The sequence below is a fragment of the Streptomyces sp. NPDC029164 genome (genome assembly GCF_055563995.1).
The window spans coordinates 19,373-34,791 of record NZ_JBVHWW010000036.1; the positions used below are offsets into that span (position 1 = coordinate 19,373).

At 73.0% G+C, this 15,419-nt stretch carries 16 protein-coding genes; 7 read left to right on the forward strand and 9 right to left on the reverse strand.

The genetic code is table 11. The annotated features are described in order from the left end of the window. Positions 1-117: 117 nt before the first annotated feature. From ACZ4VT_RS29580 to ACZ4VT_RS29590, 3 genes are all read right to left on the reverse strand, one after another. The gene (locus tag ACZ4VT_RS29580) at positions 118-1,392 is read right to left on the reverse strand and encodes a pyroglutamyl peptidase (protein ID WP_467954215.1); all 1,275 of its coding nucleotides are present in this window, start codon (positions 1,390-1,392) and stop codon (positions 118-120) included. A 215-nt stretch (positions 1,393-1,607) separates the two neighbouring features. Continuing rightward, a complete protein-coding gene (locus ACZ4VT_RS29585) occupies positions 1,608-1,793 on the reverse strand; it encodes a hypothetical protein (protein WP_467954217.1) in 186 nt (61 codons plus the stop codon). A gap of 85 nt (positions 1,794-1,878) precedes the next feature. Further along, a complete protein-coding gene (locus ACZ4VT_RS29590) occupies positions 1,879-2,796 on the reverse strand; it encodes an NAD(P)-dependent oxidoreductase (protein WP_467954218.1) in 918 nt (305 codons plus the stop codon). An 83-nt stretch (positions 2,797-2,879) separates the two neighbouring features. Between ACZ4VT_RS29590 and ACZ4VT_RS29595 the strand changes: the two genes are divergently transcribed. Continuing rightward, positions 2,880-3,242 carry a winged helix-turn-helix transcriptional regulator gene (locus tag ACZ4VT_RS29595; RefSeq protein WP_467954220.1) on the forward strand — a complete coding sequence of 121 codons (363 nt, stop codon included), beginning with the start codon at positions 2,880-2,882 and terminating at the stop codon, positions 3,240-3,242. Positions 3,243-3,330: 88 nt separating this feature from the next. Here the strand turns inward: ACZ4VT_RS29595 and ACZ4VT_RS29600 are convergent, their stop codons facing one another. Next, positions 3,331-3,936 carry a hypothetical protein gene (locus tag ACZ4VT_RS29600; protein ID WP_467954222.1) on the reverse strand — a complete coding sequence of 202 codons (606 nt, stop codon included), beginning with the start codon at positions 3,934-3,936 and terminating at the stop codon, positions 3,331-3,333. Between the two features lie 378 nt (positions 3,937-4,314). Here ACZ4VT_RS29600 and ACZ4VT_RS29605 point away from each other — a divergent pair, with 378 nt between their 5' ends. From ACZ4VT_RS29605 to ACZ4VT_RS29615, 3 genes are all read left to right on the forward strand, one after another. Next, on the forward strand, positions 4,315-4,800 hold the full coding sequence (locus ACZ4VT_RS29605; protein WP_467954224.1) for a hypothetical protein: 486 nt from the start codon (positions 4,315-4,317) through the stop codon (positions 4,798-4,800). Between the two features lie 440 nt (positions 4,801-5,240). Further along, positions 5,241-5,939 (forward strand): hypothetical protein, encoded by a 699-nt coding sequence (locus ACZ4VT_RS29610; protein ID WP_467954226.1) that lies wholly within the window; start codon positions 5,241-5,243, stop codon positions 5,937-5,939. A gap of 49 nt (positions 5,940-5,988) precedes the next feature. Beyond that, positions 5,989-6,954, forward strand: coding sequence for a GNAT family N-acetyltransferase (locus tag ACZ4VT_RS29615; RefSeq protein WP_467954228.1), 966 nt, complete (start codon positions 5,989-5,991; stop codon positions 6,952-6,954). Positions 6,955-6,961: 7 nt separating this feature from the next. Here ACZ4VT_RS29615 and ACZ4VT_RS29620 read toward each other — a convergent pair whose 3' ends face one another. The 4 genes from ACZ4VT_RS29620 to ACZ4VT_RS29635 form a co-directional block, all read right to left on the reverse strand. Then, complete coding sequence (locus tag ACZ4VT_RS29620) at positions 6,962-7,606, reverse strand: response regulator transcription factor (RefSeq protein ID WP_467954230.1); 645 nt, start codon at positions 7,604-7,606, stop codon at positions 6,962-6,964. Next, positions 7,558-8,859: a sensor histidine kinase gene (locus tag ACZ4VT_RS29625; RefSeq protein WP_467954232.1), complete on the reverse strand. Its 1,302-nt coding sequence runs from the start codon at positions 8,857-8,859 to the stop codon at positions 7,558-7,560. The genes ACZ4VT_RS29620 and ACZ4VT_RS29625 overlap by 49 nt, the downstream gene beginning before the upstream one ends. Positions 8,860-8,881: 22 nt before the next feature. Continuing rightward, positions 8,882-9,748 carry a lysostaphin resistance A-like protein gene (locus ACZ4VT_RS29630; RefSeq protein ID WP_467954234.1) on the reverse strand — a complete coding sequence of 289 codons (867 nt, stop codon included), beginning with the start codon at positions 9,746-9,748 and terminating at the stop codon, positions 8,882-8,884. A 175-nt stretch (positions 9,749-9,923) separates the two neighbouring features. Next, a complete protein-coding gene (locus tag ACZ4VT_RS29635) occupies positions 9,924-10,673 on the reverse strand; it encodes an SDR family NAD(P)-dependent oxidoreductase (RefSeq protein ID WP_467954236.1) in 750 nt (249 codons plus the stop codon). A 60-nt stretch (positions 10,674-10,733) separates the two neighbouring features. Here ACZ4VT_RS29635 and ACZ4VT_RS29640 point away from each other — a divergent pair, with 60 nt between their 5' ends. Further along, positions 10,734-11,672 carry an NAD-dependent epimerase/dehydratase family protein gene (locus tag ACZ4VT_RS29640; protein WP_467954238.1) on the forward strand — a complete coding sequence of 313 codons (939 nt, stop codon included), beginning with the start codon at positions 10,734-10,736 and terminating at the stop codon, positions 11,670-11,672. A 47-nt stretch (positions 11,673-11,719) separates the two neighbouring features. Here ACZ4VT_RS29640 and ACZ4VT_RS29645 read toward each other — a convergent pair whose 3' ends face one another. Continuing rightward, on the reverse strand, positions 11,720-12,706 hold the full coding sequence (locus tag ACZ4VT_RS29645; protein WP_467954240.1) for a ScbA/BarX family gamma-butyrolactone biosynthesis protein: 987 nt from the start codon (positions 12,704-12,706) through the stop codon (positions 11,720-11,722). 459 nt (positions 12,707-13,165) lie between these two features. On the opposite strand from ACZ4VT_RS29645, the gene ACZ4VT_RS29650 reads away from it, so the two are divergent. Together ACZ4VT_RS29650 and ACZ4VT_RS29655 are read left to right on the forward strand one after the other, a co-directional pair. Continuing rightward, positions 13,166-14,455 carry a cytochrome P450 family protein gene (locus ACZ4VT_RS29650; RefSeq protein WP_467954242.1) on the forward strand — a complete coding sequence of 430 codons (1,290 nt, stop codon included), beginning with the start codon at positions 13,166-13,168 and terminating at the stop codon, positions 14,453-14,455. A 194-nt stretch (positions 14,456-14,649) separates the two neighbouring features. Then, positions 14,650-15,324, forward strand: a complete 675-nt coding sequence (locus ACZ4VT_RS29655) for a ScbR family autoregulator-binding transcription factor (RefSeq protein ID WP_467954244.1) — start codon at positions 14,650-14,652, stop codon at positions 15,322-15,324. The last annotated feature ends 95 nt before the right edge of the window (positions 15,325-15,419 follow it).

Below are 15,419 nucleotides of genomic sequence, written 5' to 3' on the forward strand. Positions count from 1 at the left end.
ACCTTGTCACCTGTCAGTTCGTCGTGCTGTAAGCCGCGTTCGGGCGTGTGTACGCATCCGGAACGGGCTGCCATCCTGCCCCATGGCGGGGTGACGGACCGCAGGCGGGGGCGGCCACTACCGTCGTACGGCGGCGTGTTCGAGGATGGCGCGGACCTCGGCGGTGATCGCGCTCTCGTTGTGTTCGAACTCGGGGCCGGTCAGCAGCCGGGGGTCGGCCGGCAGGCCGGTGAGCACGGGGGTGTGGAGGTGGCCGCCGGGCAGGTGCGGGGCGAGTTCGGCGCGGAGCCGGTTGGAGCGGTAGGCGACCTCGTTGGACAGGTAGCCGCCTCCGCCGCCGGCCACGGCGCGCGAGCCGGGCGTCGGGCCGTCGGTGCGGTCCACGGGGGCGGTGGCGCCCGCGGGGATCTCGGTCACGTCGGGGTTGAGGAGGACCGGGTAGGGGGTCTGCACGGCGGCGGTCACCGCGTCGGCGGGGAGGGTGGTGCGGATGAACTCCGGGCCCGGGCCGAGGCCGGGGGCGGTCACCGGGCGTTCGCGGGTGCCGCCGGAGAGGGCGCGTACGTTGTCGGGGTAGGGGTCGGCGGACCGTGCCCGCCCGGCCCAGTCCTCCAGGGTGAAGATGCCGGGGTAGCCCTGGCTGACGGTGGTGATGATGTCGGCCGGGGCGGGGCCGGCGGCGAGGTGCGGGGCGAAGGCCCGTTCCACCATGCCGGCGTCGAAGTCGGCGTAGCGCACGGGCAGGACGACGGCGCGGATCTCGGCGGGGCTGCCGTCGGCGAGGGTCACGCGCCGGCCGTTGAGCTGGAGGGCGGCCGATCCGGAGGGGTTGGCGCGGCGGATCTCGGCGTCGAGTCCGAAGGGGTCGAAGCCGCTGATGAAGACGCGTCGTACGCCGGGTGCGGTCTGGAAGGCGTTGGCGGTGAGGCCGCGGGAGGCGTCTTCGAAGCGGGCGCGGAGCGCTGCCCGGTCGATGGTGAACTTCGGCTGCCAGCGGGCGAGTTCGGCGGTCATGGACAGGCGTGCCCAGTACAGCGGGCGGTCGTCCGCGGGGGCGAGGTCGCCGCCGGGCCGCTGGCCCTGGGCCCGGCGTACGGAGGCCTGCCAGAGGGCCTCGCCCCAGGACCGCAGGAGCCGTTCGGCCTCGGCGGGGCCGCGTGTGGTGCACAGGGCGGCGGGAAGGCGCCGTACGAAGTCCCCGAGCCCGCCTCGTTCGATCAGGGCGGTGGTGCGGGCGTCCGCGAGCCGTGCCTGTTCGGCGTCGAGCGCTGCGGTCGCCGGGGGGCGGCAGGTGGCGGCGCCGTCGGCGGCGTGTGCGGGCGGGGCGAGCGTCACGGGGAGGACGGTGACGAGGAGGGCGGCGGCCGATGCCGCGCGACGTAAGAACATCATGCGATGTGACATTACATAGCGGCTGTCACCCCCACCAGGGCACGGCTACGGACGACAACCCGTGCGGTCGTGACACCCCGTAGAACCCGCTGACCTCGCTCGCCGACGACGCCGAGCGCACCCGCATGATGGTCGCCGGAGGCGTTCGCGAACATCGCCCCGGACTCCGACGGCCACCTGTGGATCGAGCAGGACACGTTCCACGAGAGTTTCTGTCAGGACCTGTCCGCCGACGAGGCCCTGGTCATGGCGGTCACCCAGAAGGCGCCGCTCGCCTCGGCGTTCGGTGACACCGTGACGGCGCCCGCCTGGCGGGTCCTGTCGTCGACGTCGTCGAGAAGGCCGTCGACGAGCTCGCGGGCTGACGCGAGGGGCGAGCGGCGCCGGCATCTCAGCGGCATCGCGGGCGGGGGCGGGGGCGAGCGGCGGGACGGTCGGCCGATGGCCGGCCGACGGCCGGCGCGGCTCGCGATCGCTGCGGGTGGTTCAGGTGCGCCGGATGGCGTCGATGATGCGGGTCCAGTTGTCGCTGCCGTGTCCGTTGTCGATCGCGTGCCGGTAGTGGGCCTGCACGGCCAGGGGGAGAGCGAGGTCGAGGCCGAGTGACGCGCTGGTCTCCACGATGTGGTCGGCCGTCGCGCCCATCATGGTGACTGTGGCGAGGTCGCCGGGATACTCGCCGGCGTCCAGCGCGGCGCCGGGGCTCTCTTCGCCGGCCCTCAGGATGGCGCCGATCGAGTCGGCGAAGGCGAGCAGCTCCGGCAGTGTCTCCTTGGCCGCCATTCCCGCGGTGCCGAGCATGGCGGTGGCGTGCATCAGTGCGGACAGGGTGGTGAGGAACACCGCGAGCTGGGCCTGGTACATCATCTGGGCCAGGCCCGGATCCCCGCCCAGGTACTTCGGTGTGCCGAGCCGTGCCAGGGCCCTCTGGTGACGGTCCATCACCTCGCCGGGGCCGCTGTAGTAGACGTGGGCGGCCTCCGTGCCGACCATCGGCGCCGGGACCATGACACCGCCGGTGAGGAAGGCGGCCCGGTGGCCCGCCGCCCACGTCGCGGCCTTGCGGGTGCGGTCGGGTGTGTCCGAGCTCAGGTTGACCAGCGTCCGGCCGGCGAGTGACGCGGTGGCGCCGTCGAGGATGTCGTACATCGCCTGGTAGTCGGTGAGGCTGAGGATCACGAGGTCGCTCGCCTCGACCGCCTCGCCCGGTGTCGCCGCGAGCGTCGCCCCGTCGGCGACGACGCCGTCGGCCCGGCGGACGGTGCGGTTCCAGACGGTGACCGGGTGGCCGGCGGTAAGGAGGGTGCGGGTGATCGCCTGGCCCATCGGGCCGAGCCCGATGACGGTGACGCTGACGCTGACGGCGGTGTTCTGGCTGGTGGTGTGGTGCTGTTGTTCGTTCACCCCTCCATGCTCGGAGAGCGCCTCTAGTCTCGTAAGTACCCACTTTTTTCTGGGGTACTTACCTTTCAGTAAGGGGGATCGTGATGGCCAGGACGACGAGGCGGGGACCGTACATCTGCGGCATCGACGCCGCGCTCGATGTGGTGAGCGGCAAGTGGAAGGGGCTGATCCTCTGGGAACTCGACGCCCATCGCGTACGCCGCTTCGCCGCGCTCCGTCGCGGCCTGCCCGGGGTGAGCGAGAAGATGCTGACCCAGCACCTGCGGGAGATGGAGGAGGACGGGCTCGTGCACCGGGAGGTCTATGCCGAGGTGCCGCCGCGGGTGGAGTACTCGCTGACCGAGCACGGGCGCACGCTCAACCGGGCGCTCGGGGCGCTCGGCGCCTGGGGCGGTGAGCGGATGCGCCGCGAAGGCCTTGAGGTGGTCGACGTGGCCGGGGCCTGACACCGCTGAGGTCCCGGCCGCCGGGCGGCTGGGCGGCTGGGGCGGCTGGGCTGCTCCGGGCCGGTGGGCAGGCTCGGCCGGCGCCCCGTCAGGGGCGCAGGCCCGCCCGCCTGAGTGCGATCTCCGACAGGGCCGCGACGACTTGCTGGTCGCCGCGGCGCCAGGCGTCCGCGAGGCCGCCCGGCGGGGCGGGGACCGCCAGGAGGTCGCCCGGCGGTCCGGTGAGGGCGCGCAGCGCGAGCAGGTCGGCGCCTCCGGGTGCGTCCAGGAGGCGGCGGACGGTGGCGCTGCGCCGGATCCAGCGCAGGCGCAGGGGAAGCCACAGCAGGAGCACGAAGGCCACGGGGACGACGATCAGGACGACCGTGGCGAGGGTGGCCACCTGGCTGACGGCGTCCTGGAGCGACTGTCCGGCATCGGCGATCCCGGTGCCGGCCTCGGCCGCGGACTGGAACGGCCTCTTCAGCAGATCGCCGACCAGCGGCACGTCCGAAGCCGTCTCGCCGGCGTCGCCGAGGGCGGTGGCGAGGCTTTCGCCGGAGCTCTCCACCTTCCGTCCCGGCTCGGCCAGCAGCATGATCGCGTCGTGGACGGCCAGGGCGAACCTCACCGCGGCGGCGATCAGGACCACGGCGATCAGGTCCGCGAGGATCTGGCGGTTGCGGCGCGCTGGGGTCTGGGCGTAGAGAAGCATCGGCTGCTCCTGTTCCGGTCATGGCGTCGAGGGGCCGACCCCGGCCAGGTGTGCGGTGCCGGCGGCAGGGCTCGGCCGGTTGCTCGACCGTACGTCGGAATCGGCCGCTCCACCGGTGTTCACGGGTACACGTCCGCGAACCGTTGCCGGGTTGGCGCAGCGCCGGTGCCGCCGTGGCGGGGCCCGCCCGTGTCAGGAGGAGGCGGCGGGGGGAGCGCCAGGCCGGCCTCGGCCGGATCGCGTGCCGGGGCTGTGGGGTGCTCCCTGAAAACGCCTCGGGAGGTGGCCGGTTCGGCGGTGTGCCCGCATCCTCGGGCCGGCACTGACAACGGCCGCCGGTGTGACCTCGCTGTCCGGCCGCGTGCGAGGATCCGCACCATGGATCACGGGGCGGGGTGGACGACGTACGGGGCGGTGGGGTCCTCTGCGGGGCCCGGGGACGTGCTGCGCATGGTGCGCGGTGCCGCCCGGGTGGAGCCGGGCGGGCGCGTCGAGGCTCTGGTCGCCGAGTGCGTGCTGTGCGGTGCCGGAGCGGACGAGTTCGAAGTCGCCAAGGGCGAGTGCTTCTGCGTGGGTTGCTGCATACCGGTCGGCATCACGGACGGGGACATGCGCCCCGACGCGTACCCGTGGACGCTCGAACCGTCCGGGGCCCCGCTGCCGCCCGCCTCGCCGGGCCCCGGCTTCGAACCGTCGGACCTTCCCCACTGCCCCGCGGGGCACGGCGTGTTCCAGGTGGCGGTCGCGCTCGCGCTCACGGAGGACGGGGCGGTACGGGGCATCTCGGTCGGCCTGAGGTGCCCCGAGGACGGCGCGCTGTGTCTGTACGTCGACAACGCGCGCGTGGTGCCGGGCGCGCCCTGACCCGGCGTTGGCTGCCGGTCGGCCTCGCCTGCGTCGTCTACTTCAGCAGGCGGCCCGGGCCGGCCTCGCTCGTCTTGGCCGGTGACAGTCCGGAGGCGAGTCCCAGGACCTGCTGCTGCGCGTCCTGGACCGTCGGGGCGAGGAAGCGGAGCGACAGGAGGTTGTCCAGGCCGAGGGGACCGGCCAGGGCGCCGGTGCCGCCGGGGCGCGGTGCGGCCTGCGCGGCGGGAGCGCAAGCACCCGCCGCGGGGAGGCGTACCGCAAGGGGGCCTGCGGCCGATGTGGCCGGTGGTGGGGGTGGGGGAACCGTCGTTCGGTGGGTGCCGTCCGTAGGGAGCGGGGCGCGTTCGTGTCACGAGGGGGAGAACGACATGGCTCTGGAGACGGCGGAGCAGCCGGCGGGGGCGCGGGATCTGGCCCGGAGCCAGTGGTGAGGGGCGGTGGGCTGGGCGCTGCTGGGGGTGGTGCTGCTGGTGCTCACCGCCGCGGTGGGCAGCCTGATCACGGGTCGGATCGCCTACGAGAAGTCGTTCCTGGCGGCTCGGCCGTGCGCCGAGGCGCAGGAGGCGCGGGGGGCCGGCGCCTGCCTGCGTACGACGCGTGCCACCGTGCTGTCCGCTCAGGCCGCCAAGAGCGGCGCGAAGAAGGCGACCATCTTCCAGGTGCGGCTGCGGGGGCCCGTTCCGGCTCCGGCCGATCGGCCGTTCAACCTCGATCCGGATGGCGAGCTGTCGCGGCTCGTCAAGCCCGGTGCGGAGGTGGAGGTCGTCACCTGGCGGGACGTCCAGGTCTCCGTCCGCCACGGCGGTGTCGGTGAGACGCTGCCCGGGCTGCCCGATGAGGCGACCATGTACGTCGGGATCACGCTGGTCGGCGTGTGGATGACGGGGGTGGCCTTCATCGCCGCGTTCGGCGGTGCCCGCCGGGCCCGTTGCCATGCCACCGGCCGTCCGGTCACGCCGCGGGTCGGTTTCGGCATGGCGAAGATCCTGTGCGTGGTGGTGGTTCCTCTCGTCGTGTCGTTCTTCGCCCTCACGGTGTGGGACGCCTGGATGGCAGCGGGCATGACGGTGGCCATCTGGGCGCTCATCGCGTTCCCTGCCACGTTCGCCGCCCTGCGATGGGATCGCGACAGCTGAGGGCCGGCGCGCCTGACCGCCGGGTCCGGTACGGCCTATGGTCGGTGCCATGAAGATCAACATGTTGACGCTGCCCGTGGCCGAGACCGAGGTCGACTCCTGGCTGACGGTCCTGGCCTCCGCCGCGGCGGCCGATCTGCCGCAGTTGCCCGCTCCCTCGCGGACGGAGGTCGCCGGCCGGCTGCGGGTACCGTCGGGCCGCGGGCGGGCCGTGCTCTGGGCGGCGGAAGAGGGTGCGGGTGTGGCCGCTCTGGTGCTGTTCTCGGACGAGGCCAACCGGCACACCGCGTTCGTGGACGTGCTGGCCGTGCCCGCGCGGTCGCGGCGCCGGGGCGTGGGCACGGCCTTGTGGGAGCGGGTCCGTGAGGAGCTGGTCGCGGACGGGCGGACCTCCGTCGAGGCGATGGTGGACCTCGGCGGTGCGGGGCAGGCGTTCGCCGAGTCGCTCGGGTTCGTGAACGTGCTGCCGATGGCCTGGTACGAGCAGGAGCTCCCCGAGCGGCCCGAGCGGATCGCGCCGGTCCCGGCCACGCCCGGCTACGAGATCCTCACCTGGCACGGGCTGGTGCCGGACGCCTGGGCGCCGGCCGCGGCGGCGGCGCACGGCGCGATGGAGGACGCGCCGAGCGGGGAGATCGACATGCGGCTCGAGCCGTGGACCGCGCGGCGGCTGCACCTCGTGCAGCAGCTGGTCCTGGACCGGGGCGGGGAGCTGACCACGGTCGCGGCGGTGACCCCCGAGGGGGAGGTGGGGGCCTACACGGAACTGGTCCTGCCGGACCCCTGCGGCACGCGCGCGCTCCAGTACGACACGGTGGTCACCCCCCGCCACCGCGGCCGGGGGCTGGGCCGCGCCGTGAAGCTGCACATGGCGGCCCGTGCCGCCGGCCGGTACCCCGCGCTGCGCCGTATCGCCACCACGGTGGCGGACGAGAACACCCCGATGCGGACGGTGAACGAGTCCCTCGGCTACCGCCGCGAGCGCGGTACGGCGTACTTCCAGCTCAAGTTGTAGCCGCCGCCTAGCGTTTGAGGTAGGCCAGGACGGCCAGGACGCGGCGGTTGTCGTCCGCGGAGGGTTCGATGCGGAGCTTGGTGAAGATGGCGGCGGTGTGTTTGGCGACCGCGCTCTCGCTGATGAACAGGGCTTGGGCGACGGCGGTGTTGGAGCGGCCCTCGGCCATCAGGGCCAGGACGTCCAGTTCGCGCGGTGTCAGTTGGGCGGTGGTGCCGCGGGCGTCGCTGCGGGCCAGGAGGCGTGCGATGACCTGGGGGTCCATGACCGTACCGCCGGTGGCGACGGTGCGTACCGCGTCGATGAACTGGGTGGTGTGGGTGATCCGGTCCTTGAGGAGGTAGCCGATCGCGCCGTGGCCTCCGGCGAGCAGTTCGTGTGCGTAGAGCTGGTCGACGTACTGGGAGAGGACCAGGACGGGCAGGGTGGGCCGGGATCGGCGTGCTTCGAGGGCGGCTTGGAGGCCTTCGTCGGTGAAGGTGGGTGGCAGGCGGATGTCGACCACGGCCACGTCCGGTTCCTCTTCGAGGAGGGTTGTGAGCAGGGCGGGGCCGTTGTCGACGGCGGCGACCACCTCGAAGCCGTGTTCCCGCAGGGTGCGTGTCAGCCCGTCCCGGAGGAGGAAGAGGTCTTCGGCGAGGACGACGCGCACGGTATCTCCAAGGTCGCGGTGGTCGGGCCGCCCGGCGGGCTGTGCAGGACGAGGGTTCCGTCGAAGGGGTCCAGTCGGCGCCGTACGCCGCGCAGTCCGCTTCCGTGGGGGTCGGCGCCGCCGCGGCCTTCGTCGGTGACGGTGGCGCGCAGGACGCCGTCGGTGTGGTGCAGGCGGATGCGGACCGCGGGGGCGCCGGAGTGCTTGGCGGCGTTGGCGAGGAGTTCCGCGACGGCGAAGTAGCCGGCGGATTCCACGGCGGCGGGGAGCCGGCCGGGCAGGGTCGCCTCGATGTGCACGTCGAGGTGGCTGTCGAGGGCCAGGGAGCGCACCGCGTCGCCGAGGCCGCGGTCGGCGAGGACGGGGGGCAGGACGCCGTGGACGAGTTCGCGGAGGTCCTGGAGTGCCCGCTCGGAGGTGGCCCGTACGTCGCGCAGGAGTGCGCGGGCGGCCGGGGGGTCGCGGTCGAGGAGCCGGGTGGCTTCGTCCAGGGTCATGCCCAGGGCGACGAGGCGGGCCTGTGCCCCGTCGTGCAGGTCCCGCTCGATGCGCCGCAGTTCGGCGGCCTGGACGTCGAGGATGTCGGCGCGGGAGCCTGCGAGGTGTTCGATGCGGCGGACGAGTTCGGTGGTGTGCGGGGCGGCCAGCAGGCGTCCGCTCCAGCGTGCGTGCAGCCGCAGGGCGGCGGGGGCCAGCCGGATGCCGGCGAAGGTGAATGCGAGGCCGAGCAGGAGCGCGGCGAGCATCGCCGGGGTGGAGTCGACAGGGATGAAGGCGTACCAGTTGCCGTCGCCCAGGAGCCGCCAGACGAAGGGCTGCACGGCCGCGCCGAAGAGCCCGTACTCGATGAGGGCCAGCGGTACGGCGGCGAGCAGTGCGCCCGTCCACGGCTCCGCCCAGGCCCAGCGCAGGTCGTGCCAGAACCCGTCGTCGCCGAGGAGGGCGCGGGCCTGCCGGTGGCGGCCGGCCGCGCCGGCGGGTGCGGCTGGCCGGGGTGGGAGGGGCCGCGGCGGGCTGATCACGGTTCCCGTCCAGCGGGCGACGCGGGCGCGGTAGCGGTCGGACATGCGGCGCAGGAGTGCCGCGGCGGGCGGGAGCAGGAGGAAGCCGATGCCGACGGGAAGGAGCAGCAGCGACCCGACCACGAGGCTGCCGGCCCCGGACACGGCGAGCGCGGCGAGCGAGAGCAGCTGGCAGCGGCCGACGTCGGCGAGCGCGCCCCTGAGGCCGGGGCGTATGTCTGCCTGTGCCATGCCCACCTGTGGTTCCGTCATGTCAGCGTGCGGTGTGCGCTGTTGCGGCGGTGATCCTATCCGGCGCGGTCGCCGTTCGGCGGGCGCGGGCGAGCCATGGGAGGGCCGTGGCCAGGCAGGCGGCGCCGAAGACCGCCATCGGGGCCGCCGCCGGGGACGTCTCGTCCGTCACGAGCAGCATGCCGAGGTTGACCAGGGTGTGGAAGCCGCCCGCGAGGAGCAGCCGGTTGCTCCGTACGCGTTCCAGGGCCAGGCCGAGGATCACGGACATCGCGACGGTGGCCGTCAGGAATCCGGCCGCGTACGCCGGCCCTTGTGCGAGGGCGGGTACGTGCCACAGGCCCCAGGCGGTTCCGACCAGGGCGGAGGCGGTGACCGGGCCGAAGCGGGTGCGCAGCAGCGGCTGGAGGTAGCAGCGCCAGCCGATCTCCTCGGCGCAGGCGCCGAGGAGCTGGGCGGCCACGAGCAGGGCCAGGGGGTGTGCCAGGGTCCGGGGGCTGGTGGCGGGGAGCGTGCCGGAGGTGAGCAGGATGCCGCCTGCGGACAGGGCGATGATCACGGCGGGGGTGAGCAGGAGGGCCGCCCGGGCGGTGGTGGCCGGCAGCCGCGGTGGGTGGCCGGCCGGCCGGCCGCGGCGGGCGGGCAGGGTTCCCGCGAGGCGGTCCCTGATCCGGGCGGGCCACAGCAGGGCTGCGGCCGCCACGGCGAGGGCGGGGCCGAGCTGGGTCAGTTGGACCACCTCGGGTGGTATCCCGGTCGCGGGCTGGAGGGCTCCGCAGGCTCCCGCCGCGACGAGGGCGACGGCGAGGAACACCCCTGCCTGGGCCGCCCATCCGCCGCGTCGGGCCTTTTCGCGCGCCTGCGCCTGGTCCTGCTCGTGGTCCGGCATGCTGCCCGGCCTCCCCATGGGTCGATGGGGCGCGGCTGTCACGCCCCCGGTCCTCGACTCTGCCGGTGGGGGTGCGGTCCGTCCTTGTACGTGGATGCCGAGGGGGGTGTATCCAGGTACACCCCTCCCCTGGTTGCCGGGTGTTCGGCGGCCGGGGGGAGAGGGTGGTGCGGGGTCAGCGCGTTGTCCAGCCGCCGTCCACCGAGAGGGTCGTGCCCAGGACGAAGGAGGCGCGGTCGCTGCAGAGCCAGGCGGCCGCCTCGGCGATTTCCGCCGGGTCGGCGATGCGCGGGAGGGGGGCGGACTGGAGGAGGACGTCTTCCATCGCCGGGTTCTGCTGGAGCCAGTTGTCGATCATCTCGCTGCGGGTGGAGCCGGGGGCGATGGCGTTGATGCGGATGCCGTGGGTGGCGTACTCGCAGGCTGCGGCCTTGGTGAAGCCGAGGACGGCGTGTTTGGAGGCGATGTACGTCGCGGTGACCGGGGTGGCGACGAGGCCGGCGGTGCTGCTGTTGTTCACGATCGAGCCGCCGCCGGTTGCCAGCATGGCGCGGATTTCGTGGCGCATGCAGTTCCAGACGCCGCGGACGTTGGTGTCCATCACGGTGTCGTAGGCGTCTTCGTCCAGCAGGTGCATCGGCTGGGGGGTCGCGCCGACGCCCGCGTTGTTGAAGGCGGCGTCGAGGCGGCCGTAGGTGGCGACGGCCGCCTCGACGGCGCGGGCCACGTCCTCGGTGCGGGAGACGTCGGCGACGACGTACTGGGCCTGGTGGCCTGCGGCGCGCAGTTCCCCGGTGAGGGCGGCGAGTTGGGGTTCGCGGCGGGCCACCAGGGTCACCGAGGCGCCTTCGCGGCAGAAGACGCGTGCGGCGGCCGCGCCGATGCCCGCGCTCGCGCCCGTGATCAGCGCCGATTTGCCCGCCATCAGAGAATTGCTGGTCTCCCCCGTCACGGCGCGACCGTAACACGATGGGATGGGGGCGTGATGAGAAGAAGAGTGGTGCTGGTGACGGGTGCGGCCGGATTCGTCGGTTCCGCGGTGGTGGAGCGGCTGGTGAAGGGGGGCGTGGGAGTACGGGCGTTGACGCACCGCTCTGATGTGCCGTCAGGGGTGGAGGGCGTGCGGGGGGACCTTGTGCGGGCCGGGTCGCTGCGCGGGCTGTGCGAGGGCGTCGACTGCGTGCTGCATCTCGCCGCGCGGATCGGGGGCACGGCCGAGGAGTGCCGGGCCGTCAACGTGGCGGGAACGCGGGCGCTGTTGGCGGAGGCGGAGCGGGCCGGGGTGCGGCGGATCGTGCAGCTGGGGACGGCGGCCGTGTACCGGGAGGGGGCGCACCGGGGTGCGGTGGAAGGGGAGCTCGCCGAGGAGCCGGGGTCGGTGACCAGTGTGACCCGGCTCGTCGGTGAGCGGATGGTGCTGGCGGCGGGCGGGGCGGTGGTGCGGCCCCATCTGGTGTACGGGCGGGGGGACCGTTGGGTGGTGCCGTCGCTGGTGCGGTTGCTGGCGCGGTTGCCGCACTGGGTGGAGGGCGGGCGCGCTCGGATGTCCATGGTGTCGGTGGATGCGCTGGCCGGTGCGATCGCCGAGCTGGCCGTACGGGAGGAGGGTGTGGCCGGTGTGCTGCACGCGGGTCATCCCGAGCCGGTGACGGCGCGGGAGCTCGTGGGGACGGTGGCGCGGGAGCTGGGGTTGCCGCTGCCGAGGGGCGGGGTGGACCTGTCCGGGGCGCTGGAGCTGGTGGGGGGCCCGGACGGTCCGGATGCGGTGGTGCGGCGGCAGGTGTCGCTGCTGGCGGTGGACCACTGGTACGACAGCGGGCGGCTGTGGGGGCAGTTGGAGGCCTCCCCCGGGGCGCGGTTCTCGCAGGCGTTCGGTCAGTACGCCGCCTGGTACCGCGGTGAGGGCCGGGAGGTGCGCCGCTGACACGTCCCTGGGGGGCGCCGGCCCGGGCCGGGGCGGGGGTGCGCCGGTCAGCGCAGGGGGAACATCGCGTGGCTCTCTTCGTGGCGGCCGGTGACCGTCGAGGTGAAGACGGTGCTGCCGTCCTGGTGGCCGGTGATCTCGACGCGGCCGGGTGCGACGACGGTGGCGTCCACCCAGCAGGGGGCGTCCAGTTCCGCGTACTGGTGGAACTCGGTGGACAGGCCGGTGGGGGTGAACGTGCCGGGGAGGTGGAGTCCGCAGGCGGCTTGGCGGGCGGCTTCGACCAGGACCATGCCGGGATGGTGGTCGTTGGCGTGCTCGAAGAGGATCGGGTGGTCGAGGTCGGGGTTCAGCAGCCAGCGGCCGGGCCGGTCGGCGGGGGCGAGGACGACGTCGAAGGGCACGAGCCGGCCCGCGGAGGCGGCGGGTACGGGCGTGCGGCGGGCGAGCGGGCGCGTTGAGCCGAGGTGCCCGCGGTCGCCGCGCAGCCGGCGGTAGGTGCTGGGGGCGACGCAGGTGAAGCGGGCGGTGCCGGAGGCGGCGAGTTCGCCGCCTCGGTGGATGTCGACCTGGAGGAAGCCGGAGAAGCGGCTGCCCTTCCAGATGAAGTCCGTGCACCGGGCGGTCATGTCGAGTTCGCTCGGGCCTCGGCCTATGCGCAGTTGCTCGGGGCGGGAGGTGAAGTCCAGGCTCCAGAGGAGGACGTTGTGGCCGAGGGGGACTCCGTAGACGGCGTGGCAGAGGTAGAGGCCGGCCTGTCTGATGGTCTCGCCGGCCTGTACGGGGTCGTGGCCGCGGCCGTCGGCGCTGGTGAAGAAGGTGTGGGCGCGGGGCCACTGTCCGGTGAGGGAGAAGGTGTCGTCGCAGATGCGGTCGCAGCCGGTGAGGAAGACCTCGGCGAGTGAGCTGCGGTGGACGTACTCCCTTGGCACCGTGGTGGTCAGTACGGGGGCCTCGTTGCAGCGCGTCCAGGGTTCTCCCACTCCCCTGAGCGGGAGGGCGGGCGCGTGGTTCCGGGTCGTCAGCATGGTCATGGGACCTCTCCCGCAGAGCCGTTTGACGGATGGGACGGGTTGCGTACGCGAAACGCAAGATACGTACTCTCCGGTTTGGTTTGCAAGGTGCGGAGGGAGAGTGGATGTCGCTCGTGCGCCATGGCCGGGGGTGGCCGATCAAGACAGGGCGGGGCCGTCGTGACGTCGACCAGCGAATATCAGGATGGCGGCCGCCGCTCGCGACGCGGGGGATCACGGCCCAAGTGGGAGAAGGCCTTCCGGTCATATGCGCCGGTCCGGCAGGCCATCGTCACATGTTGTTCAACGGGCGACGTTCAGACTCTCCTTGAGTGGTCGTCATGTGGTCGAACCCGCCCGGCAAACCATTGGCAGGCGGGGTGGGGCAATGTCAGAATCGGGGCCGCCGCCGGTCACTAAAGAACCGGATGGATGGTTTCTGAACGCAGGGTGTCGGCAGTCCGCTGCCCCCTGTGACCGATGTTCGCCGCCATCCTGGAGAGCCGTCAGATGAACCGTCAGTGCCCCATAGCGATCGACCTCTCCGGAGCGGACGCGCACGCCGAGGCGGCGCGCATCCGGGAGCAGGCGCCGGCGACGCAGGTGCTGCTGCCCGGCGGGGTGATCGGCTGGGCCGTCAACCGGCATGCCGACATCCGCAGGCTGCTGGTGGATCCGCGGGTGTCGAAGGACGCCTACCGGCACTGGCCGGCGTGGATCAGCGGAGAGGTCGGCGCCGAGTGGCCGCTGGCGATCTGGGTCTCCGTGCAGAACATGATCACCGCCTACGGGGAGGAGCACACGCGCCTACGCAAGCCGGTCGCCGCCGCGTTCACCTCGCGGCGCGTCGCCGCCCTGCGGCCGAGGATCGAGGAGGTCGTGGACGGGCTGCTGGACGGCCTGGCCGAACTGCCGCCGGGCCAGGTGGTCGATCTGCGGGCGGGGTTCGCGCACGAGCTGCCGACCCGGATGGTCTTCGAGCTGTTCGGCATCCCGGAGCGGTCGTGGGCACCTCTGCACAAGATCATCAAGGGCTTCTTCGACACGACGATCACGGTCGAGGACGCGCAGCGCAACGCCGCGGACATGGACGCGACGATGGCCGACGTGGTCGCCTACCGGCGGGCGCACCCGGGGGACGACATCACCAGCGTGCTGATCGCCGCCCGGGACTCGGGCGGGGAGGAGGACGGGGTACCGCTCAGCGAGAAGGAGCTGGTCGACAACCTGATCCTGCTCTTCACGGCCGGGTACGAGACCACCGTCAACCTGATCTGCACCGCCCTGCACGAACTGCTGCGCCACCCGGGACAGCTGAAGTCCGTACGCGAGGGCCTCGGATCCTGGGAGGACGTGGTCGAGGAGGCGCTGCGCATCGAACCGCCGGCCTCCTACGGGCTGTTGCGGTTCGCGGTGGAGGACATCGACATGGGCGAGGGCGTGGTGATCCCGCAGGGGGACCCGATCCTGGTGTCCTTCGGCTCGGTCGGGCGGGATCCGCAGCTGCACGGGGCGGGGGCGGAGCGGTTCGACGTCACGCGCGAGACGCGCGGCCGGCACCTGTCCTTCGGTTTCGGGACGCACTACTGCCTGGGCGCGACCCTGGCGCGGGCGGAGTGCGCGATCGCCGTGGAGCGCTTCTTCGCGCGGTTCCCGGAGGCGGAGTTGACGGCTCCGCAGGGCGGGGAGCTGCCGCGGGTGGCGTCGTTCATCTCCAACGGGCTGCGGGAGCTGCCGGTGGTGCTCGGGGCCGAGAACCGGGGTGTGTGAGGCGCAAGGGAGGGAAGTGATGGGAGGGGGTGTGGGGTTTTGGTGGAGAGGTGACGGATTGTGATGCCCGGCTGGGGAGAGGCGCTTGACTAAAATACGGACCTTCTGGTTGGTTTTGATGAGGTGACGGATGATGGGGTGACGGATCCTGTCAGGGGATCCGTCAGGCACGACCCATGGACAACGGAGGCACCGTGGCACGGCAAGAGCGTGCGGTACGTACGCGTCGCGCGATCTTGGAAGCGGCGGCGGCGGTCTTCGACGAGCGCGGCTACGACGCGGCCACCATCGCCGACATCCTCGCGCGGGCGGGGGTCACCAAGGGCGCCCTCTACTTCCACTTCTCCTCCAAGCAGGAGCTGGCCCAGGGCGTGCTCGAGGAGCAGTTCGCCGAGGGCGGGGTGCCCCACCGGGAGAGCAAGCTCCAGGAACTGGCCGACGTCGCGATGGTGTTGGCGTACCGGATGAAGCACGAGCCGATGCTCAGCGCGGGGGCCCGGCTCTCCCTGGGCCCGGGCATGCGCGACATCTTCGGCGGAGGATCCGTACCGGGCTGGATCGAGTTCACGCGCGCCCTGCTCAGCGAGGCGAAGGAACAGGGCGAGCTGCTCCCCCACGTCGATCCCGCCGAGACGGCCTGGATCCTCTCCGCCTGCTGGACGGGCGCCCAGATCTTCTCGCAGACCCTCAACGACCGGACGGACCTCGAACAGCGGGTGGCCGCCGTCTACCAGCACATCTACCCGAGCATCTCCACGCCCGCGGTGCTCGCGCGGCTGGACCTGGGCCACGACCGGGGGCGGCGGGTGACCGCGGAGATGGGGATCGGGACCGACCCGGCGCAGGAGCCCGAGCCGGCGCTGTCCTGAGGCCGCGCCCGCGGCGAGCACCACGGCGAGCACCGCGGGGTGAAGACGCGCGGTGAAGACGCGCGGGGCCTGGGTATACGACGTGGGGGTGCGGC

Bases quoted from the DNA above. Each gene is read 5' to 3' on its own strand.
- ACZ4VT_RS29580 (WP_467954215.1), bottom strand. From the start codon at position 1,392: ATGATGTTCTTACGTCGCGCGGCATCGGCCGCCGCCCTCCTCGTCACC.
- ACZ4VT_RS29585 (WP_467954217.1), bottom strand. From the start codon at position 1,793: ATGCCGCTGAGATGCCGGCGCCGCTCGCCCCTCGCGTCAGCCCGCGAG.
- ACZ4VT_RS29595 (WP_467954220.1), top strand. From the start codon at position 2,880: ATGGCCAGGACGACGAGGCGGGGACCGTACATCTGCGGCATCGACGCC.
- ACZ4VT_RS29600 (WP_467954222.1), bottom strand. From the start codon at position 3,936: ATGCTTCTCTACGCCCAGACCCCAGCGCGCCGCAACCGCCAGATCCTC.
- ACZ4VT_RS29605 (WP_467954224.1), top strand. From the start codon at position 4,315: ATGGATCACGGGGCGGGGTGGACGACGTACGGGGCGGTGGGGTCCTCT.
- ACZ4VT_RS29615 (WP_467954228.1), top strand. From the start codon at position 5,989: ATGAAGATCAACATGTTGACGCTGCCCGTGGCCGAGACCGAGGTCGAC.
- ACZ4VT_RS29625 (WP_467954232.1), bottom strand. From the start codon at position 8,859: ATGGCACAGGCAGACATACGCCCCGGCCTCAGGGGCGCGCTCGCCGAC.
- ACZ4VT_RS29630 (WP_467954234.1), bottom strand. From the start codon at position 9,748: ATGCCGGACCACGAGCAGGACCAGGCGCAGGCGCGCGAAAAGGCCCGA.
- ACZ4VT_RS29635 (WP_467954236.1), bottom strand. From the start codon at position 10,673: ATGGCGGGCAAATCGGCGCTGATCACGGGCGCGAGCGCGGGCATCGGC.
- ACZ4VT_RS29640 (WP_467954238.1), top strand. From the start codon at position 10,734: ATGAGAAGAAGAGTGGTGCTGGTGACGGGTGCGGCCGGATTCGTCGGT.
- ACZ4VT_RS29645 (WP_467954240.1), bottom strand. From the start codon at position 12,706: ATGACCATGCTGACGACCCGGAACCACGCGCCCGCCCTCCCGCTCAGG.
- ACZ4VT_RS29650 (WP_467954242.1), top strand. From the start codon at position 13,166: ATGTTCGCCGCCATCCTGGAGAGCCGTCAGATGAACCGTCAGTGCCCC.